The organism is Adlercreutzia sp. CNCM I-6215 (genome assembly GCF_977072315.1).
In genome coordinates, this window is the sequence record NZ_CDRVMA010000006.1 from 70,533 (window position 1) to 94,515 (window position 23,983).

19 protein-coding genes are annotated in these 23,983 nt (G+C 66.7%); 4 read left to right on the forward strand and 15 right to left on the reverse strand.

The features are described 5' to 3' along the window. Positions 1 to 148: 148 nt before the first annotated feature. Together ACW4LP_RS06135 and ACW4LP_RS06140 are read left to right on the forward strand one after the other, a co-directional pair. Positions 149 to 925, forward strand: a complete 777-nt coding sequence (locus ACW4LP_RS06135; protein ID WP_114539735.1) for an ABC transporter ATP-binding protein — start codon at positions 149 to 151, stop codon at positions 923 to 925. A 189-nt stretch (positions 926 to 1,114) separates the two neighbouring features. Then, a complete protein-coding gene (locus ACW4LP_RS06140; RefSeq protein ID WP_114539734.1) occupies positions 1,115 to 2,044 on the forward strand; it encodes a SufB/SufD family protein in 930 nt (309 codons plus the stop codon). A 284-nt stretch (positions 2,045 to 2,328) separates the two neighbouring features. Here ACW4LP_RS06140 and ACW4LP_RS06145 read toward each other — a convergent pair whose 3' ends face one another. Beyond that, positions 2,329 to 3,396 (reverse strand): substrate-binding periplasmic protein, encoded by a 1,068-nt coding sequence (locus ACW4LP_RS06145; protein ID WP_181815602.1) that lies wholly within the window; start codon positions 3,394 to 3,396, stop codon positions 2,329 to 2,331. A 477-nt stretch (positions 3,397 to 3,873) separates the two neighbouring features. On the opposite strand from ACW4LP_RS06145, the gene ACW4LP_RS06150 reads away from it, so the two are divergent. Beyond that, positions 3,874 to 4,683, forward strand: a complete 810-nt coding sequence (locus tag ACW4LP_RS06150) for a ComF family protein (RefSeq protein WP_455803584.1) — start codon at positions 3,874 to 3,876, stop codon at positions 4,681 to 4,683. A 316-nt stretch (positions 4,684 to 4,999) separates the two neighbouring features. Here the strand turns inward: ACW4LP_RS06150 and ACW4LP_RS06155 are convergent, their stop codons facing one another. Further along, a complete protein-coding gene (locus tag ACW4LP_RS06155; RefSeq protein WP_455803585.1) occupies positions 5,000 to 6,328 on the reverse strand; it encodes a glycosyltransferase family 2 protein in 1,329 nt (442 codons plus the stop codon). Between the two features lie 421 nt (positions 6,329 to 6,749). Beyond that, complete coding sequence (ahcY, locus tag ACW4LP_RS06160) at positions 6,750 to 8,006, reverse strand: adenosylhomocysteinase (RefSeq protein ID WP_114549531.1); 1,257 nt, start codon at positions 8,004 to 8,006, stop codon at positions 6,750 to 6,752. A gap of 247 nt (positions 8,007 to 8,253) precedes the next feature. Between ahcY and ACW4LP_RS06165 the strand changes: the two genes are divergently transcribed. Further along, on the forward strand, positions 8,254 to 8,577 hold the full coding sequence (locus ACW4LP_RS06165) for a heavy metal-binding domain-containing protein (RefSeq protein WP_022739710.1): 324 nt from the start codon (positions 8,254 to 8,256) through the stop codon (positions 8,575 to 8,577). Positions 8,578 to 8,760: 183 nt separating this feature from the next. Here ACW4LP_RS06165 and ACW4LP_RS06170 read toward each other — a convergent pair whose 3' ends face one another. The 12 genes from ACW4LP_RS06170 to ACW4LP_RS06225 all read right to left on the reverse strand — a co-directional run bounded on the left by ACW4LP_RS06170 (position 8,761) and on the right by ACW4LP_RS06225 (position 23,939). Beyond that, positions 8,761 to 9,495 (reverse strand): class I SAM-dependent methyltransferase, encoded by a 735-nt coding sequence (locus ACW4LP_RS06170; RefSeq protein WP_455803586.1) that lies wholly within the window; start codon positions 9,493 to 9,495, stop codon positions 8,761 to 8,763. Between the two features lie 49 nt (positions 9,496 to 9,544). Continuing rightward, entirely contained in the window at positions 9,545 to 10,435 is an 891-nt protein-coding gene (locus tag ACW4LP_RS06175; RefSeq protein ID WP_455803587.1) for a Fic family protein, read from the reverse strand. An 8-nt stretch (positions 10,436 to 10,443) separates the two neighbouring features. Beyond that, entirely contained in the window at positions 10,444 to 14,022 is a 3,579-nt protein-coding gene (gene smc / locus ACW4LP_RS06180; RefSeq protein ID WP_227070199.1) for a chromosome segregation protein SMC, read from the reverse strand. Between the two features lie 6 nt (positions 14,023 to 14,028). Then, positions 14,029 to 14,901 (reverse strand): ribonuclease III, encoded by an 873-nt coding sequence (gene rnc / locus ACW4LP_RS06185; protein WP_114539727.1) that lies wholly within the window; start codon positions 14,899 to 14,901, stop codon positions 14,029 to 14,031. Next, positions 14,898 to 15,956 (reverse strand): phosphate acyltransferase PlsX, encoded by a 1,059-nt coding sequence (gene plsX / locus ACW4LP_RS06190; protein ID WP_114539726.1) that lies wholly within the window; start codon positions 15,954 to 15,956, stop codon positions 14,898 to 14,900. Before plsX ends, rnc begins: the two co-directional genes overlap by 4 nt. A gap of 227 nt (positions 15,957 to 16,183) precedes the next feature. Then, entirely contained in the window at positions 16,184 to 16,363 is a 180-nt protein-coding gene (gene rpmF / locus ACW4LP_RS06195) for a 50S ribosomal protein L32 (RefSeq protein ID WP_022739698.1), read from the reverse strand. Between the two features lie 129 nt (positions 16,364 to 16,492). Further along, entirely contained in the window at positions 16,493 to 17,854 is a 1,362-nt protein-coding gene (locus ACW4LP_RS06200; RefSeq protein WP_455803588.1) for a chloride channel protein, read from the reverse strand. Positions 17,855 to 17,990: 136 nt separating this feature from the next. Further along, on the reverse strand, positions 17,991 to 18,548 hold the full coding sequence (locus ACW4LP_RS06205) for a YceD family protein (protein ID WP_455803589.1): 558 nt from the start codon (positions 18,546 to 18,548) through the stop codon (positions 17,991 to 17,993). 215 nt (positions 18,549 to 18,763) lie between these two features. Further along, positions 18,764 to 19,222, reverse strand: coding sequence for an ATP synthase subunit B family protein (locus ACW4LP_RS06210; protein ID WP_022739695.1), 459 nt, complete (start codon positions 19,220 to 19,222; stop codon positions 18,764 to 18,766). 120 nt (positions 19,223 to 19,342) lie between these two features. Continuing rightward, a complete protein-coding gene (gene rsmD, locus ACW4LP_RS06215) occupies positions 19,343 to 19,927 on the reverse strand; it encodes a 16S rRNA (guanine(966)-N(2))-methyltransferase RsmD (protein ID WP_455803590.1) in 585 nt (194 codons plus the stop codon). Between the two features lie 2 nt (positions 19,928 to 19,929). Beyond that, positions 19,930 to 22,113 (reverse strand): ATP-dependent DNA helicase RecG, encoded by a 2,184-nt coding sequence (locus ACW4LP_RS06220; protein WP_455803591.1) that lies wholly within the window; start codon positions 22,111 to 22,113, stop codon positions 19,930 to 19,932. 191 nt (positions 22,114 to 22,304) lie between these two features. Further along, the gene (locus ACW4LP_RS06225; RefSeq protein ID WP_455803592.1) at positions 22,305 to 23,939 is read right to left on the reverse strand and encodes a DAK2 domain-containing protein; all 1,635 of its coding nucleotides are present in this window, start codon (positions 23,937 to 23,939) and stop codon (positions 22,305 to 22,307) included. Positions 23,940 to 23,983 lie beyond the last annotated feature (44 nt).

A 23,983-nucleotide genomic window follows, 5' to 3' on the forward strand; every position in this document is an offset into this window, starting at 1 on the left:
CAACGGAGTGTTCGTGAGTATTCTACCCGTCCGCGCGTCGCCGTTTCCAACCAATATGGTGTCGTTATGATTTCTCCGCGACGGGGGAATTTTCGCTATAATCAGCCCCGAACTATCTAGACGAGACGAGACAGATACGGAGTATCCCATGCTCGAACTTAAGAACCTGGTGTTCGAGGTGCCGGCCGACGACGGGGGCACCAAGCGCATCATCGACGATCTCTCCCTGACCATTCCCGACGACCGCTTCACGGTCATCACCGGACCCAACGGCGGCGGCAAGTCCACGCTCGCCAAGCTCATCATGGGCATCGAGGAGCCCACGAGCGGCCAGATCCTCTTCAACGGCGAGGACATCACGGACAAATCCATCACCGAGCGCGCCCGCCTCGGCATCGGCTACGGCTTCCAGCAGCCGGCCCGCTTCCGCGGCATGAAGGTGAAGAAGTTGCTCGACATCGCCGCCGGCAAGAAGCTGCCCATGCTCGCCTGCAACGAGTACCTCTCGAAGGTGGGCCTGTGCTCGGCGAGCTACCTCACCCGCGAGGTGGACAAGTCGCTGTCGGGCGGCGAGGTGAAGCGCATCGAGATCGCCACCATTTTGGCCCGCGACCCGAAGCTGGCCATCTACGACGAGCCCGAGGCCGGCATCGATTTGTGGAGCTTCGACAGGCTCACCGAGACGTTCCGCGACATCCACGAGGCCCGCGACGGGCGCTCCATCGTCATCATCTCGCACCAGGAGCGCATCATTTCCCTGGCCGACGAGATCGTGCTTCTGCGCGACGGCCAGGTGGCCGAGGTGGGGACGCCGGCCGAGCTCATGCCGCGGCTCGGGTTCGCGGCCCGCAGCCTAGATGACCACGGCTGCCCGCTTTCCACCCCCACCGAGCTGCACCTGACCGAGATCCCCACCACTTGCTAAACGTCACCAGTGCGGGCGGACTGCCGGGTATTCCGATTCGCTCAGACAGTCCTCGATGGTATCGAAGGCGACGGGGCTGCTTTCTCCCCACTGTATACCGCCTTCGACACCATCTGCGGAACTCGCTCGGTCGAAACACCCGCCATCCCGCCCGCCGCACGTCTTTTCTAGTTGCAAAAGGAGGCAACTATGACCGTTGATCTTTCCCCCATCGACGAGAACCTGCTCGCCGAGATCGCCAATATGCACGGCATGCCGAAGGGCGCCTTCAACGTGCGCAAGGACGGCGAACTGGTCGAGCGCCATTCCTCGGCCTACATCGACATTTCCACCAAGACCGACAACCCCGGCATCGACATCCGCATCGCGGACGGCACCAAGGGCGAGACGGTGTACATCCCCGTCATCGTGACGAAGTCGGGCCTGAAGGACGTCGTGTACAACACCTTCTACGTGGGCGAGAACTGCGACATCACCATCATCGCCGGATGCGGCATCCACAACGATTCCCACGACGCCTCCGAGCACGACGGCATCCACAGCTTCTATCTGGGGAAGAACAGCCGCGTACGCTACGTGGAGAAGCACTACGGCGAGGGCGATGGCTCAGGCGAGCGCATCCTGAACCCCACCACCAACGTGTACATGGAGGAGGGCTCCTCCTGCGAGATGGAGATGGTACAGCTGCGCGGCGTCACCTCCACCGTGCGCGACACCAACGCCGAGCTGGGCGCGGACGCCAAGCTCGTACTCACCGAGAAGCTGCTCACCCACGGCAACCAGACCGCCATTTCCAACATGAAGGTGGAGCTGAAGGGCGAGGGCTCTTCCGTGCAGGTGATCTCCCGCTCGGTGGCCCAGGACGACTCCGTGCAGGTGTTCAACCCGCTCGTCATCGGCGAGTGCGCCTGCCGCGGGCACGTGCAGTGCGACGCCATCATCATGGGCAACGCCAAGGTGAAGGCCATCCCCGGCATCGAGGCCGCCAGCGAGGACGCCATGCTCGTGCACGAGGCCGCCATCGGCAAGATCGCCGGCGACCAGATCGTGAAGCTCATGACGCTGGGCCTCACCGAGGAAGAGGCCGAAGCCGAGATCCTGGACGACTTCCTGAGCTAGGCGCTGGCGCACCGCCGCACCCGCATCACCATCGAACGAGGGCGGTTCCCGAAGGAGCCGCCCTCTTCTTTTTGCAAACCGCAGCCCGAGGCGGGTTTTTGCCACTGCGAGCATCGTGCTACGACATTTTCGGCCCTCGGGCTGCGGGTGAAACGACAAAAAGAGCCCTCGGGCTGCGGATTCAGCGCTTCAACCCGCAGCCCGAGGGCCACTTTTGTCATTCGTCCGTACAGCTGAGGCTCATCTTCCCGAAAGCGGGACTCAGTGCATTGAAGGAAAGGACACTATTCGGCCGCGTCCTCGTCGCCGGAACTGCCGGAGTCGCCTGCATCGCCGGAGTCCTCGCTACCAGAATCGTCGCCGCTACCGGTATCGCCGGACTCATCGGAGCCGTCCGACGAGTCGCCGGAACCGGTGTCTTCGGAGCCCGTGTCTCCCGAGTCGCCGGTGTCGGCATCACCGCTGTCGGAATCGCCCACGTCCTCGCTATCGGAACCCGTGGCGGCGTCGGCGGCGGAGGCGGTCAGATCGCTGACGACGGTGAGATCGCCCAGGGCCACGGTGGTGCCGAGCCACTTGCGCTCAATGACGTTGATGGTGCCGTCGCTCACCAGGCGCGCGAGCACGTCGCCGGCGGCCGTCTGCAAATCGACGTTCTCGTTCGAGACGCCCATGCAGTAGCCGGTCGGCGACATGAGCATGGCGACGATGGACACGTCGAGCCCCTGGCCATGGGCCGCGTACAGGCCGATGACAGCGTCGGCGGCCACGTACTGCACGCTTCCGGCCTCAAGCGCCTCAAAGGCCTCCTTCAGGCTGTCGGTGGGCGTGAGGCTGGACTCGCCGAACCCGTTGGAGACGGCCCAGGCGCTCTTCGAGGAAACTTGGGCGGCGAAGGTGGCACCGGAATCCTGGGTGGGAGTGCCCGCGTCGGGGCTCAGCGCGAACAGGGCGATGCCCGTGGGCAGGTAGGAGGCCGAGCGCCAGAAATCGCCGTCGCTCGCGGAGTCGTCGATGCCGAGCACCACGTCCACCGTGCCGTTGGCGAGTGCCCCGGCCGGGTCGCTGCCCACATCCACCACCGACAGCTTCAGCCCCAGCTCGTCGGCGAGAGCCGCGGCGATGTCCACGTCGATTCCGATGATCTTGCCGCTGCCCATACCGGCCAGAGGCGGGTTCTCGGTGTTGACGCCCACGCGCAGGGTGCCCTCCTCGCCGATGACCGGGGGCGCCACCTCGGCGGACTTCAGCTCCGGCTGGTAGGTGCCCGATCCAGTGCATCCGGCCAGGCCGAACAGGCCGACCGCGAGCAGCGCCGCAAAGGCAACCGCAACGAACGAACGCTTTCTCACATCATCCTCCGTCTAATTCAATCGGTACGTTGCCTCTTTCGACTGACCTAGTCTTTGACCCCACACTCGCGCACCGGGGCGTTCGCTTGCGCTAGTAGCCCTCTCGCCCGTCGCGGCGTCCGTGCCGCGAAAATGTCAGCGGGCGGTGCGACTTACCTCTAGGATACGCCATGCTCACGGCGGGCAATGCCCGCGCGCTTACGTGGATCCTTTCGACCGCATCTGCCATGGACTTGGAAAGACGTCGCGCCTTTCCGCAACTACAGACCCGAAAGAAGCATCGCTAAGTGTAGCAGAAGTGGGCTTAGACGGGGCAAAGCCCCGCAGAACCTCCGAAGTGCGAAAGCCGTGCGGTTGGCGCGGGGCGCGGGATGGGACGCGAACGCGGTCGGCGCGGGGAGCGAAACGGGACATTCCTGCGTCATTGCCACGGTCGTGCGCGCGTAGACTGCCCCTATGAAGCCGATGAAAGGACAGATGGCGCTCTTCGATGAGCGAAAACCGGCGAAGAGCCGTCGGGAGGGCGCGGCCGCGAAACACGCCGCTCCCTCCCGCCGCCTGCGCGCGGACTGGCGCGCCGTACGCGATTTCGCCGCGGACATGGTGACCGAGACGCTCTACCCCACCCGCTGCGCGGTGTGCGATAAGCCCGGCGCGGTGCTGTGCGGTTCCTGCGCCGCGGCGCTCCCCTACATCGACGCGCTGACGGCCTGCCCGCGCTGCGGCGCGCCCTTCGGCGTCGTGCAGTGCTCGGAGTGCACGTCCGTGCTGATGGAGCCCTTCGGCTACAAGGAGCCGCCCTACGACGAGATGGCGAGCGCCCTCGTGCTTACCGAGGCCGTCCGCCGCATCGTAACGGTGTACAAGGACCAGAACGAGCACGGCCTGGCACGGCCCATGGCCCAGATCATGGCCCGCTACCTGCCGCCCCGCTGGATGGGCGCAGCGCCGGTCGTCACCTTCGTGCCCGCCACGGCCGCCGCCCGGCGCCGGCGCGGCTTCGACCACGCCGAGCATCTGGCCCGCGAGCTGTCGTTCATCGCCGGGCTTGACTTCGCCCCTCTGCTCGTGGCCGCCCGCAGCCGCGACCAGCGGAAGCTGGGACGGACGGGGCGCATCGGGAACATGAGGCATTCGCTCACCGCGCTGGCCGGCGCCAGCATGCCCGGCGCCGTCATCGTCGTGGACGACGTGTGCACCACCGGCGCCACCCTGTTCGCCGCCACCGAGGCCCTGCGCGCCGCCGGCGCCAAGATCGTCTGGTGCCTCACATTCGCGCGAACCTAGGGCACAGCCTTTCGCCCCGAGGATGCGCGAGACGCATCCTCGGGGCGGGGAGCTGGCCGACCCCGCCCGTTTCGCTACCTTAGGCAACGGGAGAAAGGCAGGCAAATGGACCTTTGCGATTGGGTTCGTTTTGCGGCTTGCTTGCTGAACCTGATGGCTCGAATCCGCGAGTACGCGGATTCGAGCCGAAAGGCAAGGCGGGCACGTCATGCAAGACGGCCCAAATAACAAACGGTTCAGGGGAGATTTCACTGGCCAGTGGCTCCCCTCGAGCCTGCCTTATATTCTAGCAAGCATCGCTAGAAAATGAAAGGAGCTATTTCGAGGAGAGACGGACGCCCTCGGCCTCGGAGAACTCGGCGACGTCCACCGAGATGGAATGGCGGATGGGCTTCCACGCCGCTTTTTTCACCAGAGCGATGAGCGCGATAGGAATGTAGGTGAGCATGAAGAAGGGGAAGGTAAACATGTAGCGGATCTTCTTCGCTGTGGTGGTGCGGATGGAGTCCCATTCCACGAAGGTGGTGAGCACGCCGAAGACGAACATGAACACGATGTAGTTGCACAGGCAGAACACGACCGAGGTCACCGAGCTCGCGATGGCCACACCCGTGGACATGACGCCCGTAGCCGCCAGCACGATGATGATGGTGTTGAACAGAATGGAGATGATGGAGAGCAGCATGCCCGGAGCGATGGTCATGAGCATGTCGTAGCAGGCGAAGCGGTAACCGCGCGGGTTGGTCAGCGTGCCTTTCACCAGGCCGCCCGCGTAATGGGCGAACACCTGGTAGAAGCCCTTGGCCCAGCGGAAGCGCTGGTTCCACGAATCGCGGAAGGTGATGGGCTGCTCGTCGTAGAGCACCGCCGTCGGGCAGTAGGAGATGCGCACGCCGTCGATGATGGAGGCGGCGGAAAACTCGATGTCCTCGGTGAGCAGGTGCCACTTCCAGCCGCCGGCGGCCTTCAGGATATCGGCGGCGATGAAGAAGCCCGTGCCCGACACGGCGCAGGAGGTGTTCAGCGTGAGGCGCGCCTGGTTCAAGAACTTCGCCTCGCGCAGGAACCATACGCCGTAGCCGGCCGAGATCCAGTTGCTGCCGAAGTTCTTGGAGTTGCGGTAGGAGGTGGAGGCCTTCGCACCGTTATCGAAGGTGGCGTTCATCTCGCGGAAGTAGTTCACGTCGAGCACGTTGTCGGCGTCGAAGACGAAGAACGCCTCGTAATCGCGGTCGGCGTACTGCTCCCAGATGGCCTTCAGGCCGTAGTCGAGCGCATAGCCCTTCCCCACCAGCTTGTCGTTGCTGCGGGGGAACACGATGGCGCCGGCCTCGCGGGCCACGTCGGCCGTGTTGTCGGTGCAGTTGTCGGCGATGACGAAGATGTCGATGAGCCCGGCGGGATAGTTCTGCACCTTGATGGAGTGGATGAGGTCGGCGATGACCGTCTCCTCGTTGCGCGCCGCCACCATGACCGCGTAGCGGTGGTTGGCGCGCGCCACCTTCTTCGGCGCCCGGCGCGTCAGCACCACGAGCACGTAGAAGAGCTGGTAGGTATAGCAAATAGTGAAGGTAAGAAACACGCAGAAATTGAAGATGTCGACGAAGGACAACGCCGACACTTGCGATGCTACGGTATCGAACACCTTGAGGCTCCTAGGACATGACATGCGCCCGCACGGTCAGTGGCGTGGGCGCGGCTGCACAAACGGCTGAAAGTATAGCCCTTTCGAGCCAAGTTGGCAGCGCCAGTTGGGCCATGACGGCCGAAATGGGGGCAATCGAGGCCAAAGTGTTCCTTTTCGCCGCATTTGCGCCACATCCCCTCCATACCTGTAAGGGAAGCGTAAGGTTTGGTGGAGGGGCGGGAGGCCGGGATCGGCGGAGGGGCACGTGCTCAAGCAATGGCTCGCTCGGCGGAACAGCCCACTGGGCTGTTCCGTTCGCTGCGCAACCTGCGCGCGAGCCCCTCCGCCGCTCCCGGCCTCCCGCGTGCATCCCGTCAGCATTTCATTGCTTGCGCACGTGCCCCTCTGCCGACCCGCGGCCGGACAGTTTAGGAAGCTTCTAGAAATTCCAAGAGTTCATATAGGCGATCTGCTCCTCGGTGAGGGTGTCGATCTCGATGCCGAGCGTCTCCAGCTTCACGCGAGCCACGTCGTCGTCAATGGCGGCGGGCACGTCGTAGACCTTGTCCTCAAGCTCGGAGGCATGCTTGAACAGGTACTCGGCGGCCAGGGCCTGGTTGGCGAAGCTCATGTCCATAACCGAGGCCGGGTGCCCCTCGGCGCAGGCGAGGTTCACAAGGCGCCCCTCGGCGAGCACGGTGATGGTGCGCCCGTCGGGCAGCGTGTACTCCTCCACCAGCGGCTTCAGCTCCTCCACCTTCACGGCGTTCGCGCGCAGCCATTTCATGTTGATCTCGGAGTCGAAATGGCCGGAGTTGCAGATGATGGCGCCGTCCTTCATGTTCTTGAAGGCCGGCTCGTCGATGACGTTGCAGTCGCCGGTGACGGTGACCCACACGTCGGCGAAGCGGGCGGCGTCCTCGGCCTTCATCACGCGGTAGCCCTCCATGTGGGCCTCAAGCGCCTTCAGGGGGTCGACCTCGCAGACGATGACGTCCATGCCCATGCCCTTCGCGCGCTGGGCCAGACCACTCCCGCAGTAGCCATAACCGGACACTACCATGGTGCGGCCGCACAGAAGGCGGTTCGTGGCGCGCACGATGCCGTCCAAGGTGGACTGGCCCGTGCCGTAGTGGTTGTCGAAGCAGTGCTTGGTGTTGGCGTCGTTGATGTTGAAGACCGGGTAGCGCAGCGCGCCGTCCTTCGCCATGGCCATAAGGCGCACCACACCGGTGGTGGTCTCCTCGGTGCCGCCGATCACGCCTTCCAGCTTCTCGGGGAACTTCGTGTGCAGGGCGGTGTCCAGATCGGCGCCGTCGTCCATGATGATCTGCGGGTTGGTGGCCACCACCTCGGCAATGTGGCGCTCATAGGTTTCCGCGTCCTCGCCGGCGATGGCATACACGCGCACGCCGTAGTCGCGCACGAGCGAGGCAGCGGTGTCGTCCTGGGTGGACAGCGGATTGGAGGCACAGAGCGTCACCTCCGCGCCCGAAGCCACGAGCGTGCGCATGAGGTTCGCCGTCTCGGTGGTCACGTGCATGCAGGCGCCGATGCGCACGCCCTCGAGCGGGCGCTCCTCGGCGAAGCGCTCGCGGATGCGGGCGAGCACCGGCATATCGCGGTCGGCCCACAGAATGCGCTTCTGCCCCTCGTCGGCCAGGTTGATGTCCAAAATATCGCAGGCTTGGCTCACGGATTGCTTCCTTTCGTAACGTTCGTCTCTCCGGGTCGGATGACGCCCGGGGAATGTGCACGGGCAACAGAGTAGCACAGCACCCGTGCCCGCACGGCGCTGTTTCGGGAACCTCCCCACAGGTTGGACAATCGGCGGCCCATTCTCGCCGAGACACGGCCGCTTCGGGTATCATGGTCGCGCAGGATTCGCAGCGTCCGCGTGGCTTTTACGCCGGCGTGGCGCCTCTTCGAGAAAGGACTCCCCCATGATCGTCACCACCACCCCCACCGTGGAGGGCTACCGCATCACCGGCTACTATGGCATCGTGTTCGGCGAAGTCATCACGGGCATCAACTTTTTGAAAGACTTCGGCGCCGGCATCCGCAACCTCGTGGGCGGAAGGTCCGCCGGCTACGAGGAGGAGCTGATGGTGGCCCGTACCCAGGCCTTGGAGGAGCTGCAGCAGCGCGCCGCGGCCCTGGGCGCCCACGCCATCGTTGGAGTGGACATGGACTACGAGGTGCTCGGCCAGGGCAACATGCTCATGGTCACCGCCTCCGGCACCGCCGTCACCGTGGAAGCGGCGTAGCGGGCCGATACGCTCGCCCCGGTCGGCGAAGGGGTCGTTTTCTGCACGAGATTTACCGTTATGAGCGTCTAAGAAGGCTTACCTCCCCTTTTGATACACGTCTTACGCTAATTTCGTCTTCTATTTCCGCATTCAGACGCTCATAAACGGCGATCTCGTGCAGAAATGGGCACGTTCGTCGCCTCATCGAGCGACTTCGAGTGACAGAAGGCGATAGATCCCGTCGTCGCCGGGCACGGTGGCGGCGGGGCGATCGGGCGTGCTGCCCTCGTCGGGCGACAGCGGGCGCTCGCCGCGGACGATCGGCTCGGAGAACCCCGCCTCCGCCAGCCAGCCGAGAAGCTCCTCGACGGCCGACGCCGCCTGCACGGCGTTCGGAAGGGCGCGAGCCGCCGCGACAACGGCCGCGCGATTGGCATCCGCTACGAAATCGGCATCGCCCGCGCGCCCCTTTCCGTTCGGCTCCGCCACGGGAACCTCGGCCAGCAGCACGCCGCCGGGCGCCAGCACGCGACCGCACTCCCTAAGCGCCCGGGCCGGAGAGGCGAACAGTGAAAGGGAGCTGTTCAAATAGACGAAGTCCGCCCAGCCCTCCTCAAGGCCCGCCGCGGCCAAATCTTCAGGGAAGCCAACGCGAAACGCCATGTTGCACCGGGAGAGGCCGCTGCGCTCAAGAGCCCTGGGCACGCCCGCCCGAGCCGCCTCCACAAAGGCCTCGTTCCAGTCGACCCCGACGACGAAGCCGCCCTCCCCCACCTGCTCGCTCAGCTTGTAGGTGCCCTTGCCGCGGCGGCATCCCACGTTCACGATGCGCGCGCCAACCAGCGACCGCTCCGGCAGCTCCATATGGCAGCGCGCCTCAAACCCGCCATCGCAGGCAAGTTCGGCGTAGTATTGCTGCAGTTCATCGCTTTCCACGGCCATTCTCCTTTTTAAACCTCTTCGCGTGACCATCAGAGAAACCGTTTTATCCCAGCAGCGCCAGGCGTTTGCCGAGCTCCTGATCCTCCAGCTCAATGACGAGCCGCAGAAGGGCCGTGCCGTCGCGATGCTCCACGTCGCCCGCGAAGGCGGCGATGGCGTCGTAGTAGCGACGGGCGCTCTCGCGGTCGGCCTTGAAGGCGATGGGCGGGAAACCCGCTTCCATGAGCATGAGGTTGAGAAGGGCGCGGCCCGTGCGGCCGTTGCCGTCGCCGAAGGGATGGATGTCCTCGAACACCAGGTGGAACAGCGCCGCCGTCGCCACGCCCGGGTGCGCCAAAGACGATGCGAGCAGCGCGCCCATCAATTCCGGCACGCGGGCGGGAGGGGGCGGATACATAGAAGACGAGGTGACGTAGCGCATGTCCCAGCGGTACTCCCCCGGATCGGCCTCTTCCAAGTGGGCGGCAATGAGGCGGTGCACGTCGAAGACGATCTCTTCGGAAAGGGGCGCGCCATCCGCCGCGAGCTTGCGCACCCGGGTGAAAGCGGCATCGGCGTCCATCACCTCCAAATGGTCGTGCAGCGGCTTGCCGGGAATGGTGAGGTCGCGCTCAAGCACCATGGCCGTCTCGGCGAGGGTGAGGCCGTTGCCCTCCAGCGCCGTCGTCGCGTGGGCGAACTCCACGCGAAACGCCTCGGAGGCGCTCCCCGCCTCGCGGGCCGCATCGAAGCCGTGCCGCGAGAGCTCGTCGCGCTTCCGCGCCAGGCGCTCAAGATCGGCGTCGAGCGCGGCATCGTAGGTCGGCTCGACCTCGAAGCGGCGAAGATTGTCCTGATGCCGGGAGAGAAATGCCAACTGCTCGTCGGTCACGCCGTACATCTTCTCGTAGCCGGAGGCGTACTCCAACTCCCCTATCTCGTAGCGCGCGCCCAACCGTCCCCCTACTCCGCGTGCTTGAGGGCCTGGTCGAGCTTTTGGCTGATGACCTTGGTGACGCCGTCGCCCTGCATGGAGACGCCGAACAGCACGTCAGCCATCTCCATGGTGCGGCGCTGGTGGGTGATCATGATGAGCTGGGTCTCGTCGCGCAGGCTGTCGATATAGGCCGCCAAACGGCGCAGATTCGTGTCGTCGAGTGCCGCCTCCACCTCGTCCAAGATGTAGAACGGCGTGGATCGGATGCGGTAGACCGCGAACAAGAGCGCCAGCGCCGTGAGCGACTTCTCGCCGCCGGATAAGAGCATCATCTTCGCGATGCGCTTGCCCTTGGGCTGGGCGTTCACCTCCACGCCGGTGTTCTCCACGTCGTCCGGATCCACCAGCGACAAATTTGCGCTGCCACCGGGGAACAGGATGGAGAAGATCTCCTGGAAGTTGCGATCCACCGCCTCGTAGGTGCGCACGAAGTCCTCCTTCATGCGCGCGTCGATGACGCGGTTGATCTTCGCAAGCGAGCGCCGGGCGCGATCGAGGTCCTCCAGCTGAGCGGCCAGATAGTCGTAGCGCACCTTCAGCGCATCGTACTCCTCGGCGGCATCCGGGTTGATGGTGCCGAGGTTGGCGATGCGACGGTTGATCTTGAACAGGGCGTCCTCCACCTCGGGACGGTTCTCCAGGGGCGGCACGGAAAGCGCCGTCTCCAGGGGCACGGACAGGTCGGTCGCGATGTGGTTCACCGCCGCCTCCACCTGAAGCTCGAGCCGCCCCTTCTGCACGCGAGCCTCGCTCAACCGCTCGCTTACGCCATCGAAGAGGGCGTGGGCCTCATGGGCCCGGCCGCGGGCCTCGGTGACGGAGGAATGCAGGCCGGTGGAGGAGTCCTCGGCGGCCGTGGCCTGCTCCTCCAGCTGACGCGTCCACTTCTGGGCCGAGGCGGTCAGCTCGTCGATGAGGGCGAGCACCGGCTCGATGCGGGCGGCGGAGACCGTCTTCGCGCGCAGGGCCACGCGGGCCTCCTCGCTCGCAGCGGCAAGGGTCTCCAAGTCGCGGACGCGGGCATCGCGGACGCGCTCGGCGTAGGTGGTGCGCTCGGAGAGCGTGGCCTGCGCCAGCTTCGCCTCGGCGAGGCTGTCGGAGACGCGATGGGCCTCGCGGCGCAGAGGCGCCAGCTCCTCGCTTAAGGCCTCCTGCTTCTTCTTGCCCGCATCCAGCGCCGCGTCAAGCTCCTTCACCCGGGCCTCGAAGGACTCCACGTTGGGACGGGCCGACGCCACGGCGGCCTCGGCCTCGGCGCGCTGGCGCTCGACGGATTCCAGCTCGCGGCGGCAGGAGGCCAGCTTCTCGGCGGCGGCGCTCGCGGTGTTGCGGGCCGCCTCGGCACGGCCGCGCAGGTTGGCCAGGGCCTGGGAAAGCTCAAGGGACGTGGCTTGGGCCTGGCGCAGGGCCTCCTCGGCCAAGCGGTGGGCCTCCTCGGCCTTGGCCTGGGCCGCCGCCGCGCCGGAAAGCTGCGCCCGCAGCTCCTCCAAGTGGCGCACGCGGGCGAGCACGCCGGCGCCCTCGTCAACCACGGCACCTCCCACGCTCACCTTGCCGGAGGGCCATACAATGGCACCATCCGGAGTGGCGAAGCGCAGGGCCGCGTCGTCCCGTCCGTGGGCGGAAAGCGCCGCCTCCAGGGTCGGGCACACCACCACATCGCCCAGGAGCGCCTCTACGGCGCCCCGGGCCTCTTCCGGGAAGAGGAGCTCGTCCACAAGGGGGACTCCCTCGGCCCCGCCGAAGCGCTCGCGCCGAACACGGGCCGCGCCGCGGATGCGGGAGGGACTGGCGTCGTCGCGAATGAGGAAGGACGCCTCGCCCGCGGCACCGGCGGCGGCGAGCTGGCCGGCGATGAGCTCTACCGCGCCCGCGTCTTCCACGAGCAGCGTGGCCACGTCCCCGCCCAGAAGCGATTCCACCAAAGGCTCGAAGCCGGCCGAGGCCTGGATGACGTGGGAGAGCGGCTCGCAGAGCCCCAGCACCTCGTCGACGTGCTCCACGAGCCACGCCCGGGCCTCGCCGGCGGAAAGCGCGCTTGAGCGCTCCATCTCCTCCAAGGTGGCGATCTCCACCGAAAGCGCGCGGTGGGCGTCGCGAGCCTCGTCCATGGCGGCGCGGGCCGCGTCGCGGGACTGCACGGCGGTGCCCACGGCGGCGCGGGCCGCCGCCTCGTCCGCCACCAGCGCGGAAAGCTCGCCATCGGCCTCGGCGGCCCCGGCCGCCGCGCGCTCGGCCTCCTCCTGGGCGCGCGCGAGCTCGAGCGCCAGCTCGGCGGCGCGCCCCTCCACCACCTGCACGTGGGCAAGCCCGTGGGAGAGCGCCTCGGTGTTCTCGGCATGACGGCGGCGCGCCGTCTCGCGCTCGGCGGTCATCTTCTCGGTGTCCTTGGAAAGGGCGGAAAGCTCACGCTCCAGCGAGCCGCGGCGCACTCCCAAATCGCGGTACACCGCATCCAGATCCGACACCTTCTTCTTAGCCGCGTCCAGCTCGGCGGCCGCCTCCTCGTACTGGGCCGTCGCGCGCGCGAGTTCGGATGCCGCCTCGTCGGCCTTCACGGCATTGGCTTCGATGGAAAGCTCCAGCTCGCCGGCCCGGGCCGTGGCGGCCCGACGCCGCTCGCGCAGCATCATGGCCGCGGAGTCGAAGCGCTCGACGACCGTCGCCGCCGCGCGATGGCGCCGCGACAGGTCGCCGGCGTCCAGCGTCTGCTGGCGGATGCGCTCCTGCAGCGCCTCTACAGCGGCCTCGGCCTCCTGGATGGCGCCCCTTCGCTCCTCCAGCTCGGCGGCAAGCGCCGCCTCCCGCGCCTTGGCCGCATCCCACTCCTTCTGCAGCCCGCGCAAATCGTCCACGGCGATGGTGAGGCTCATCTCGGCCTGCTGGGCCGCGAGCTCCTGGTAGGTGCGCGCCTTCTTGGCCTTGCGCTCGAGCGGCCCCAGCTGCCGGGCCACCTCCCCCACCACGTCGCGGGCGCGCAAAAGGTGCTGGTCCATGTTCGCCAGCTTCCGCTCGCTTTTCGCCTTGCGCTGCTTGTGTTTGAGAACGCCGGCGGCCTCCTCGATGAGCGCGCGGCGATCCTCCGGCTTGCTCTGCAGGATGGAGTCGAGCGAGCCCTGGGAGATGATGGAATGGGTGCCGGTGCCCAGGCCCGAATCGTGCAGGATGTCCAGCACGTCCATGCGCCGGGCCACGGTGCCGTTGATGAGGTACTCGCTCTCGCCGTTGCGGTACATGCGCCGGGTGATGGCCACCTCGTCGAAATCCACCGGCAGCGTGCCGTCGGAATTGTCGAGCACGAGATCGACCTCGGCGAGACCGGAGGCCTTGCGCGCCGAGGAGCCGGCGAAGATGACGTCCTCCATGGCCTGGCCGCGCAGGTTCTTGGCGTTGCGCTCGCCGAGCACCCACAGAACAGCGTCCGAGATGTTCGACTTGCCCGACCCATTGGGACCCACCACGGCGGTGATGCCCGGCTCCAGCGTGAGCGCGCTGCGGTCGGCGAAGGATTTGAAGCCCTTGAGAACGAGAGATTTCAGATACATGGGCGCCTAATCCTGCTTCTTCTTGGCGGCGGCGCGCTCGGCCCTCGCGGCGGCCTTCGCGGCGGCCGCAGCCTCGCGCTCGGCGACCCGCGCCGCCTTCGTGGCGGCCTTCTCCTCGGCGCGCGCCGCCTTCTCGGCCGCTTTCTCGGCGGCCTGCTCCTCGGTCATGCCGATGCCGAAGAACTCGGAGAGGCGCGCGAGCGTGGATTTCGCCGCCTGGCTCTCGGCCTCTTTCTTCGTGCGGCCGACGCCCTGCGCGAGCCCCTTGTCGCCGGCGTACACCTGGGCGACGAAGGTGCGGTCGTGGGGCGGCCCTTGGGTCTCCACCAACCGATAGGTGGGCGTGATGCCGCCCTCCTGCAGCTTCTCCTGCAGGGCGCTCTTGGGATTCTCCGGCTCGCGGGCGAGATCCAGCGACATCTTGGGCATGAGCGTGCGATCGACGAAGACCCACGCCGCATCGATGCCGCCGTCGAGGAACAGCGCCGCCACCACGGCCTCGTAGACGTTCTCGAGCGCCGAGTGCAGCCCGCGCCGGCCCGTGCCGGTCTCCGATGAGCCGAACACGATGACGTCGGCGAACCCGAGTTTCTCGGCCACCTCCGACAGGCTCGCGCCGGAGACGAGGGCCACCTTGATGCGCGTGAGGCCGCCCTCGTCCAGTTCGGGGAACTGATGGAAGGCGGCGTTGGCCACCAAGGCCCCCAGAATGGAATCGCCGAGGAACTCCAGGCGCTCGTAGGAGAACTTCACGGCCCGACCCTCGGTGGCGGAAGGATGAGTGATGGCCGAGAGCAGGTACTGGGTGTTCTCGAAGGTGCGGCCCACAATCTTCTGGGCGTGCTCGAGCTTGGTCTGCTGTTCTGCGGTGAGGCTCATCGGGCATCCGAGACGGCGGCCTCCCCCTTCTCCTCGGCACCAACGGTCGCGGAAGCCGACGCAGGCGCGGCGGCCACGCGCTCGGCGATGACCTCGGGCACATGGGCGCGCACCGTGGCGGCGGCCACGGCGATGCCGTTCTTCACGGCCGTCTCGTTGGAGGAGCCGTGCCCCACGATGACGGCGCCCTTGACGCCGAGCAGCGGCGTGCCGCCGTAGGTGTCCGGCGACATCTTCTCTTTAAGCGCGCCGAGCGGGCCCTTCACGAGCAGCGCCCCCACTTTGGAAAGCGCCGTGGACATGAGCGCGGCCTTCAGGTTCCGCATGAGCGTCTTGGCCGTGCCCTCGATGGTCTTCAGGCAGACATTGCCGGTGAACCCGTCGGTGACCACCACGTCGAAGTCGCCCGCCATGAGGTCGCCCCCCTCGCAGTTTCCGGCGAAGGCGGGGACAGTCTCGGACAGCAGACGGTGAGCCTCCTGGGCGAACAGGTCTCCCTTGGTGTCCTCCTCGCCGATGTTCAGAAGACCGACCTTCGGGCGCTCCACCCCCATGATGGCGTTCATGTACACCTCGCCCATCTGGGCGAACTGCACGAGGTACTCCGGCTTGCAGTCGGCGTTGGCTCCCACGTCGATGAGCAGGGTCGGACGGGCCCAAGCCGGAATGACCTGGCCCAAGGCCGGGCGCTTCACGCCTTTGATGCGCCCGACGACGAGCGTGGCCGCGGCCAGGCAGGCGCCGGTGGAACCGGCGGAGAAGAAGCCATCGGCGGCGCCCTCCTTCACGAGCCGGCAGCCCACGACGATGGAGGAGTCCTTCTTGGCGCGCACGGCGCCAGCCGGATGCTCCCCCATCTCGATGACCTCGGTGGCCACCTGCGCCGTCGCCCGATCGTGAACGGCGGCGAAGGGCTCCACCTCCTCGGCCGGCCCGACGAGCGTGAGCCTCAAGTCGGGATCGGCCTCAAGGGCCTGCAGGGCGCCGCGCAGCACCACGGCCGGGCCGCGGTCACCGCCCATGACGTCCACGGCGATTGTTACTGGTTCTGCCACGTTGCGTATCTCCTCAAAACGATGTGCCGCCCGGGGCGGCAGGGTCTTTCGCTGCACGGGCGCTGCGCATCCGACCGTGTCCGCACAGCCTGCGGACACGGTCGGAGGCACGGGCCTATAGCCAAAAAGCCCCCTGGCAGACCAGGCTTATCCAGCTTGGCATGCGAGGAGGCTTTGCCGACATCGCGGAGGCTACCTGGCGCCTCCGCGACCGTCACGCACAAAAGCTACTCGGTCTCGATGACCTCGCGGTCGCGGTAGTAGCCGCAGTTGCCGCACACGCGGTGAGGAAGCTTCACCTCGCCGCACTGGGGGCAAATGGAGCGGGCGGGAGCCGCGATCTTGTCGTTGGTGCTGCGACGGGCGTGGGTACGGGCACGGCCCATTTTGCGCTTAGGTACTGCCATCTCGATTACTCCTTCTATAGCTGGGAACAGCGGGTGCCGTTCACAACTTCTTCTGTAAACGCACGATCTGATATGATACCCAACCGCACGCGGCCCCGCAAGGGCAATTTCCCACGAATTCGCCAGCGGTCACGGCTTCTTCACGACAAGGCGCGCCCGCGCCGCCGAAGTCGCGCGCTTCAGAATGCCGGTGGCCCCGCGCCCGTACAATCCCACATCGCGGCCGAGGGAGAAGGAGACGGCCACGGCCAAAGCGAACGCGGGCGCAGCGGCCCAGCCGAAAATCTCGCAGCCCATGAGGAAGGCGGTCACCGGGCAGCGGCTCATGGCGGCGAAGAAGGCGACGAGCCCCACAGCCGCCGAGAAGGCCGGATCGCCCTGGGTCATGACCGTGCAGCTCGCGCCGAGCAGCGCGCCCACGGTGAAGGTGGGCATGATCTCGCCGCCGCGCAGCCAAAGCCCGAGGCACACGATGGTGAGCAGCGCCTTCACGGCGAAGGTCCACCCGCCGGCGCGGCCGGCCAGAGCGTCGGAGAGCAGGTTGGCGCCCGTGCCCTCGAACCCGCGCCAATCGAACAGCGTGACCAGCACCGCCATGAGCACGCCGCCCAGGGCCGCCCACAGATAGTAGTTCTGCGAGATGCGCTTGGTGAGGCGCTGGGCGCCGTCGATGATTTGAATGTAGACGGTTCCCACCAGGGCGCAGGCGACGGCGATCACGACGCATTGGCCGACAACGGGCCATGACAGCGCAGGCAGCGGCACCTTGGGGATGACATCGCCGATGCCGATGATGCTCGCCAGGCCGAAGGCCACGAAGCACGCCAGCAGCATGAAGGGCGCATGCCGCCAAACCGAGCGGTCGTAGCGGGAGAGCTCGATGACGAAGGCCGTCGACCCCAAGGGCGCGAAGAACAGCGCCGCGAAGCACGCTGCCATGCCGCAGGAGGCGGCATAGGCGTGCACGCCGCCGCTGGCGCCTCCGCCGATGCCTGCGCCTCCGCTGGCGCCCGCGCTCCCAACTGCGCCGTCACCGCCGCTCGTGCCACCTGCGCCGTCGGCACGGCTTCCGCCCTTCCAAACCCCCGTCAAGGGCCGCAGCTTCAAAGGGCGCGCGACAAGATCGCCCAGCGACGCCCCCATGTGCAGAGCGGCCGCCTCCTTGCCCACCGAGGCGCCTCCGAGAATGGAAAGCGCCGTGCCGAGCAGAATGCCCGGGGCGAGCGCGGGCGAGATGGGGCGATCGGCGCAGATATCGTTTATCACCGTGTGCGTCGTGGTGTCCAGCGGAAGCTTCAGGGCGCGGTACAGCAGAAGGCTCGCCACCGCGAAAATGGGCAGAAGGTACAGTAGCCAGCCATGGGCGCAGACGAGATCGTAGGCCCAGCCGACAACGAGGCACAGCACCACCGAGGCCGCCGCCCCCACGACGCCGACGGCCACGGCGAACACCCCGTGGCGCAGCACCTGCGCGCTCGATGCCCCTTTCACCGCATGCCTCCTCGCTTTCACGCATCCGAACCGTACGGGACAACTTTAGACAACCTTTCGCACTCATAGCCCGAAGGGCGGCGAAGCGTTTCCGCCGCGCCGCCCTTCGTTGAAAAGCCGTTATGGACCGGATCTTCTACTTGTCGCCGAAGTCGAAGTTCTTGAGGGCCGCGAACGGGCTCGCCTCCACGTCTGCCTCGTCGCGGGAGCAGCCGCAGGGCCCCTCGTTCAGGTTGGCGCCGCACTGGGGGCACAGCCCCTTGCAGTCGTCGTCGCACAGGGGCACGAGCGGCACCTCGAGCAGCAGGGCCGCCACGACGAGCGGCACCAGATCGATCTTGCGGTTGTCGGGCAGGAAGTCGAACTCGTCGCCTTCCATATCCTCCGGCGTCTCCGCTTCCTCCTCGCCGCCGATGAGGAAGTATCCCTCGATGTCGCCCTCCAAGCCGTAGGTCACGTCCTCCAGGCAGCGGGCGCACTGGGTCGTGGCGTCGCCTGCGGCCGTTCCCTGGATGAGGATGGCGTCGCCGGTGTTGGTGGCCTCCACCGACCAGGTGACGGGCGCGGCGAAGGTGTAGGTGTCGGGGCCGGCGGCCAGCTCGGCCAGATCGAGCGTTCCTTCGAAATGCCGGGTCGCCGCCGTCTCCAGCAGCGCCTCGGGAATGGCGATAATCGCCGTGGCATCCGTAGCCATTTTCTAATTCCTTTCCGTAAATGCCACTTCGACCCCGAAATGGCATGCGAGCCGTCACGAAAACGGCCCTTTTTGACTCAAATCGTGCCATTTCGACCATGAAGTGGCATCGTCGCATGCCATTTCTAGGTCGAAGTGGCATTTACTTCCAAAAAAGAAGACGCGCCACAGACGGCGCGCCTTCGTCACTTGCTTGCTTACTGGCGCCACGCAGCCTAGCGGGCGGCGTTCAGGCGATCGCGGCAGCGGCGCGTGTTGTTCAGCAGCGTGTCGAGGCTCTGCTCGATGTGCCCGAACACCTCGTCGGCGTAGTCCTCGGCGCCGGCGCGGGTCTGGCGCTCCAGCTCGCGGGCGTCGGCCAAGATGGTATCGGCCTGCTGCTGGGAGATGCGCACGATCTCCTGCTCGGAGGCGATGGTGATCGCCTGGCTGCGGGCGTCCTCGATCATGCGATTGGCCTCGACCTCGGCATCGTCCAGAAGGCTCTGACGCTCGCGCACAATCTGGCGGGCCTGGGAGAACTCCGCCGGGAACAGGTCGCGAATTTCGTCCATGATGTCGAAGGCGGCGGCGATATCGACCTGGCGAAGGTTGTTCTTGCCGAAGACCGGCTTCGAGTCCTCCAAGAGGATCGAGAGCTCTTCGAGCAGCCCAAGTACTCCGGTTTCGTCCATGTTGTTCCTTCCTGACTATATCGCATCGCCCCACGGCCCCATTTGGACACGCGCGGACAGACGTCGTTCACGCTAAGTTTTTCCATTCTACCATGATGGAAAAACTATGGAATACCCCCCTCATTCCGTGCACAAACGCTCCAAAAGATCGAGGGTGGTGTCGCCGAAGTGGCGGCGGGAGGCTATTTCGTAGCCGGACGTTTCGGCCAGAGCCTCCACGACATCGTCGTCGGAGGCGTCGTGCTCGTAGCTGACAATAAGATCGCGGGCCAGGGCACCGGCGGCGTCGAGGCGGTCGAGGAGGCCGAAAACCTCCGCCGGGTCGGTGGCGTAGGGCGGGTCGAGGAAGACGAGGTCGAAGGGGCGCCCGGGCGCGGCCGCGCCGCGCTTGAGGACGTCGCCGCGCACGAGGCGCGCGCGATCGCGGCCGAGGCGCAGGGCGGCGATGTTGCGCTCGATGACGGCGGCAGCGTCGCGGTCGCGCTCGCAGAGCACGGCCGTCTCGGCACCGCGGGAAAGGGCTTCCAGAGACAGGGCCCCCGAGCCGGCAAAGGCGTCCAGCACCACCGCGTCGTCAAGCCCGTCGCGCAGGGAGACGAGCGCGCTCATGAGCGACTCGCGGACGCGGTCGGTGGTGGGACGGGTGCCGTCGCCTTTGGGGGCGTCCAACTTGCGGCCCCGGAACTCTCCGGCGATGATGCGCATGATCAACCTCCTACGATGGCGGACTCGTGGGCGAAGGCGAGGCGGACCTCGCGAGCCAGGGCGACGTGGTCGGGCTCCTCCAAGTTCGGATCCACCTCCAGAAGGGCCTGGGCGTCGGCGCGGGCGGCCTCGATGACGGCGCCGTCGCGCATGATGTTCACGAGCTTCAGCCCGCTGGCACCGTGCTGGCGGTTCCCGAGGATATCGCCCTCGCGGCGCAGCGACAGGTCGAAGGCGGCCAACTCGAAGCCGTCGTCGGTGCTCTCCATGGCCGCCAGACGTGCGAGCGACTCCTCGCGCTGGGAAGCGGAGACGAGGAACACCTCGGCCGCCTTCTCGCCGCGGCCCACGCGCCCGCGCAGCTGGTGCAGCTGGGCGAGTCCGAAGCGGTCGGCGTCCTGGACGATCATGACCGTGGCGTTGGGAACATCCACGCCCACCTCGATGACCGTCGTGGCCACAAGCACCTGGACCTCGCCGGCACGGAACTGCTCCATGACTTCGCGCTTGGCCTCGGCGCCCATGCCGCCGTGAAGCAGCCCCACCGTCCAGTCGGCGAAGGTGGTGCGCTGCAGCATCTCGGCCTCGCAGGTAGCCGCCGTCACATCGTCGCCGGCCAAATCGGCATCGTCCTCGATGGCCACGGCCGGGTGGTACTCCTCCCCCGCCGCATCGGCCTCGCGCGCGCGCCCCGCCGCTTTTGCGTCGCGGGCCTCGGCGTCCTTGCCCACGAGCGGGCAGACGACGAAGACCTGCTCGCCACGGTCGAGCGCCTCGCGGGCCGCCTCGAAGGCGTCTCCCTGCTGCTCGCGGGAGAGCACCCGCGTCGTGCGCCGCGCGCTGTCGTGGGGGCGGTGCTTGATGTAGGACAAGGTGAGATTGCCGTAGAGCGCGAGCGCCAAGGTGCGAGGAATGGGCGTGGCCGTCAGGTACAGCGCGTCGGGTGCCTCGCCCTTCTCCAGCAGCTTCGCCCGCTGGTCTACGCCGAAGCGCTGCTGCTCGTCGATGACCGCCAGGGTGAGGTTGCGCGGCACGACGTCGTCGGAGAGCAGCGCATGGGTACCGATGAGTACATCCACCTGCCCGGAGGCGAAGCCTTCCACGATGGCGGCCCGCTCGACAGCGGCCGTGGAGCCCGTGAGCAGGGCGACGCGCACCCCGGCGCCTTCCAAACGCTCGCCCAGGCCCTCCATGTGCTGGCGGGCGAGCACCTCGGTGGGCGCGAGGAGCATGGCCTGCCCCTCGGAATCGGCGGCGGCGGCCAGAGCGTGGCCGGCAACGACGGTCTTGCCGGTGCCCACGTCTCCCAAAAGCATGTGGTTGGCCACCGTCGGCGCCGCCAGGGCGGCAAGAATCTCGTCGCGCGCCCGCTGCTGCTCGCCGGTGAGCTCGAAGGGAAGCGAGGCGGCGAAGGCGCCAAGCCGCGGGCCGTCCACCACATGGGCGTGGGGCACGCATCCAGCGCTGCGGGCCGCGCCCTCCTGCATGAGGAACAGCTCCAGGTACAAAAGCTCCTCATAGACGAGCCGCCGCCGCGCCTCGTCGGCTTCTGCCATGGTGCGCGGGAAATGGATGGCGCGCAGCGCGGCGTTCCGGCTCATGAGCCGGTAGCGCAGACGCAGCCCCAAAGGCAGCGGGTCGAAGAGCCCTTCGGCTGCCTCCAATCCGTTGGCCACGATGCGGCGCACCCAGGCCGCCGTGAGCTTCTCGGTGGCCGGATGCACCGGCACCACCGAGCCGGTGACCTCCTCCCCCTCCCCGATCACCTCGATGAAGGGGTTGGTCATGCGCTTGTAGCCGTAGTCGAAGGTCACCTTGCCCGAAACGGCCACCGCATCTCCCGCCTTCACCTGATCCATCAGCCACGGCTGGCGAAAGCAGGTGACTATAAGGATGCCCGTGCCATCCACGAGCGCGATCTCCACGAGCTTGAGATTGTAGCGGGGCTTCTTCAGCTTGATCTCGTGCACCGTGCCGCGAATGGTGCAGACCTCCCCGATGCGAGCGGTGCCGCAGGTCTCCACCTGGGAGAGATCGATGTAGGACCGGGGGAAGTGCGTCAGCAAATCGCGCAGCGTGCGCACGCCCAGCTTCTCAAGCGCCACGGCCCGCGCAGGGCTGACCAGACGAACCCGGGACACGGGCTCGTCCAGCGAGAGCGTAGCTTTTTCCCGATCAATGGGCAAACTATCTTCCTTCTATTATGGCAGAGCCAAACGCGAGATGGACGGCGTGTTCACCAAGCGAGTTCCGCAGATGGTATCGAAGGCGGCTTATGTTGGGGAGAGGATGCCCCTGGCGCCTTCGATACCGACGAGGACTGTCTGAGCGGCTGAACATGCCATCCAGCTCGCGTCCCGGGAGAGCTTCAAGCAGATTATTCAACCGAGAACACAATGGGGTAAAGGGGTTGCTCGCCGCGCTGGGCGTCAACTTCCAGCTCGTCGTAGGCTTCCTCGATCTTCGCCACGAGCGCCTCCAGATCCTCGTCGGAATAGCCCTCGCCGGCCAAAATGGTGCAGGTATCGGCGTCCTCGGCGTCCATCTTGCCGAGCAGCGTCAGCACCGCGCCGTCGATGGAATCGTCCACCGCCTCGATGGAGCCGTCGGCGATGCCGATGACGTCGCCCTCGGCGATGGGGTTGCCCTCGGCGTCCTTGGAGTCGCGGGTGGCCCAGGTGACCTCGCCGGTCTTCACGGCCTGGGCGGCCTCGGTCATCTCCTCGACGTTCGTTTCCAAGGAGGCATCCACATCCACGGCGAACAGGGCCGAGAAGGCCTGGGGCACCGATTTGGTGGGCACGACGGCACAGGGCGTCTCAGAAAGCTCGGCGGCGGAGTTGGCCGCCATGATGATGTTCGAGTTGTTCGGCAGGATGATGACCGCATCGGCGTTCACCGATCCTGCGGCGTCCAGCAGATCCTTCGTGGAGGGGTTCATGGTCTGGCCTCCGGAGACGATGACATCGACTCCGAGGCTCTTCAGGATCTCCGCCTGGCCGGAACCGGCGGCCACGGCCACAAAGCCCAGGGGCTTGCGCTCGGCCTGCTCCTCGGCGGCCAGCTTCTCGGTGCGCTCGGCCGACTGAATCTGCATGTTGTGGATGAACACCTCGGAGATCTGACCGTGATCGAGGAAATACTTCAGCACCTGATCGGGGTGGTCGGAGTGCACGTGCACCTTGAACTTCGGCACCTCGCCCACGCACAGCTCGCAGTCGCCCATGGTGGAGAGGAACTCAAGCGCGGCATCCTTGTCCAGGGTATCGGAATCCACGAGGAACTCGTTGCAGTAGCGGTACCGGGAGCCCTCCCAGTCGTTCACCTGCTCGATCTCCACCTTGGGGTGCGACCCCCGGGCGAAGGACATCTCGTCGACCATGGTGCCGGAGCGCCCGAGCAGCGCCGCGGTGAAGGCGTCGAAGAGGATGGCGAGCCCGAAACCGCCGGCGTCCACCACACCATGCTCCTTGAGCACAGGCAGAAGGTCGGGCGTGCGCTGCACCGAGGCGTAGGCCTCGGCCACGATGGCGTCCAGGGCCTCGGGGATGGAAAGCTCCTGCTCGACGGCCACCTTGGCGGCGGCGGCGGAATCGCGCAGCACCGTGAGGATCGTGCCTTCCACCGGCTTGCGCACGGCCTGGAAGGCCACCTCGCGGGCGCGATCGAAGGCGCCGGCGATGGACTCGACGTCGAACTCGTCGAAGCCCTGGCTGCCCTCGCATAGGCCGCGCAGGATCTGGGAAGTGATGACGCCGGAGTTGCCGCGGGCACCCATGAGGGCGCCGGTGGTGACGGCCTTGCGGATGCCGGCGCCCGAGGCACCGATGGGAAGGTTCGCCACGTTGCTGACCACCGACTGGATGGTGAGCGACATGTTCGTACCGGTGTCGCCGTCGGGCACCGGGAACACGTTCAGGCGGTTCACTTCCTCCTTGCGCTCGTCGAGAACCTTGGCGGCGGCGGCCACGGCGTTCAGCACGTTGTTGGAAGAGTAAGTCGTAGTAGACATGAGGGGTTAATTCTCCTTCAAGGGCGAGCTGCCCGCATCAGGCG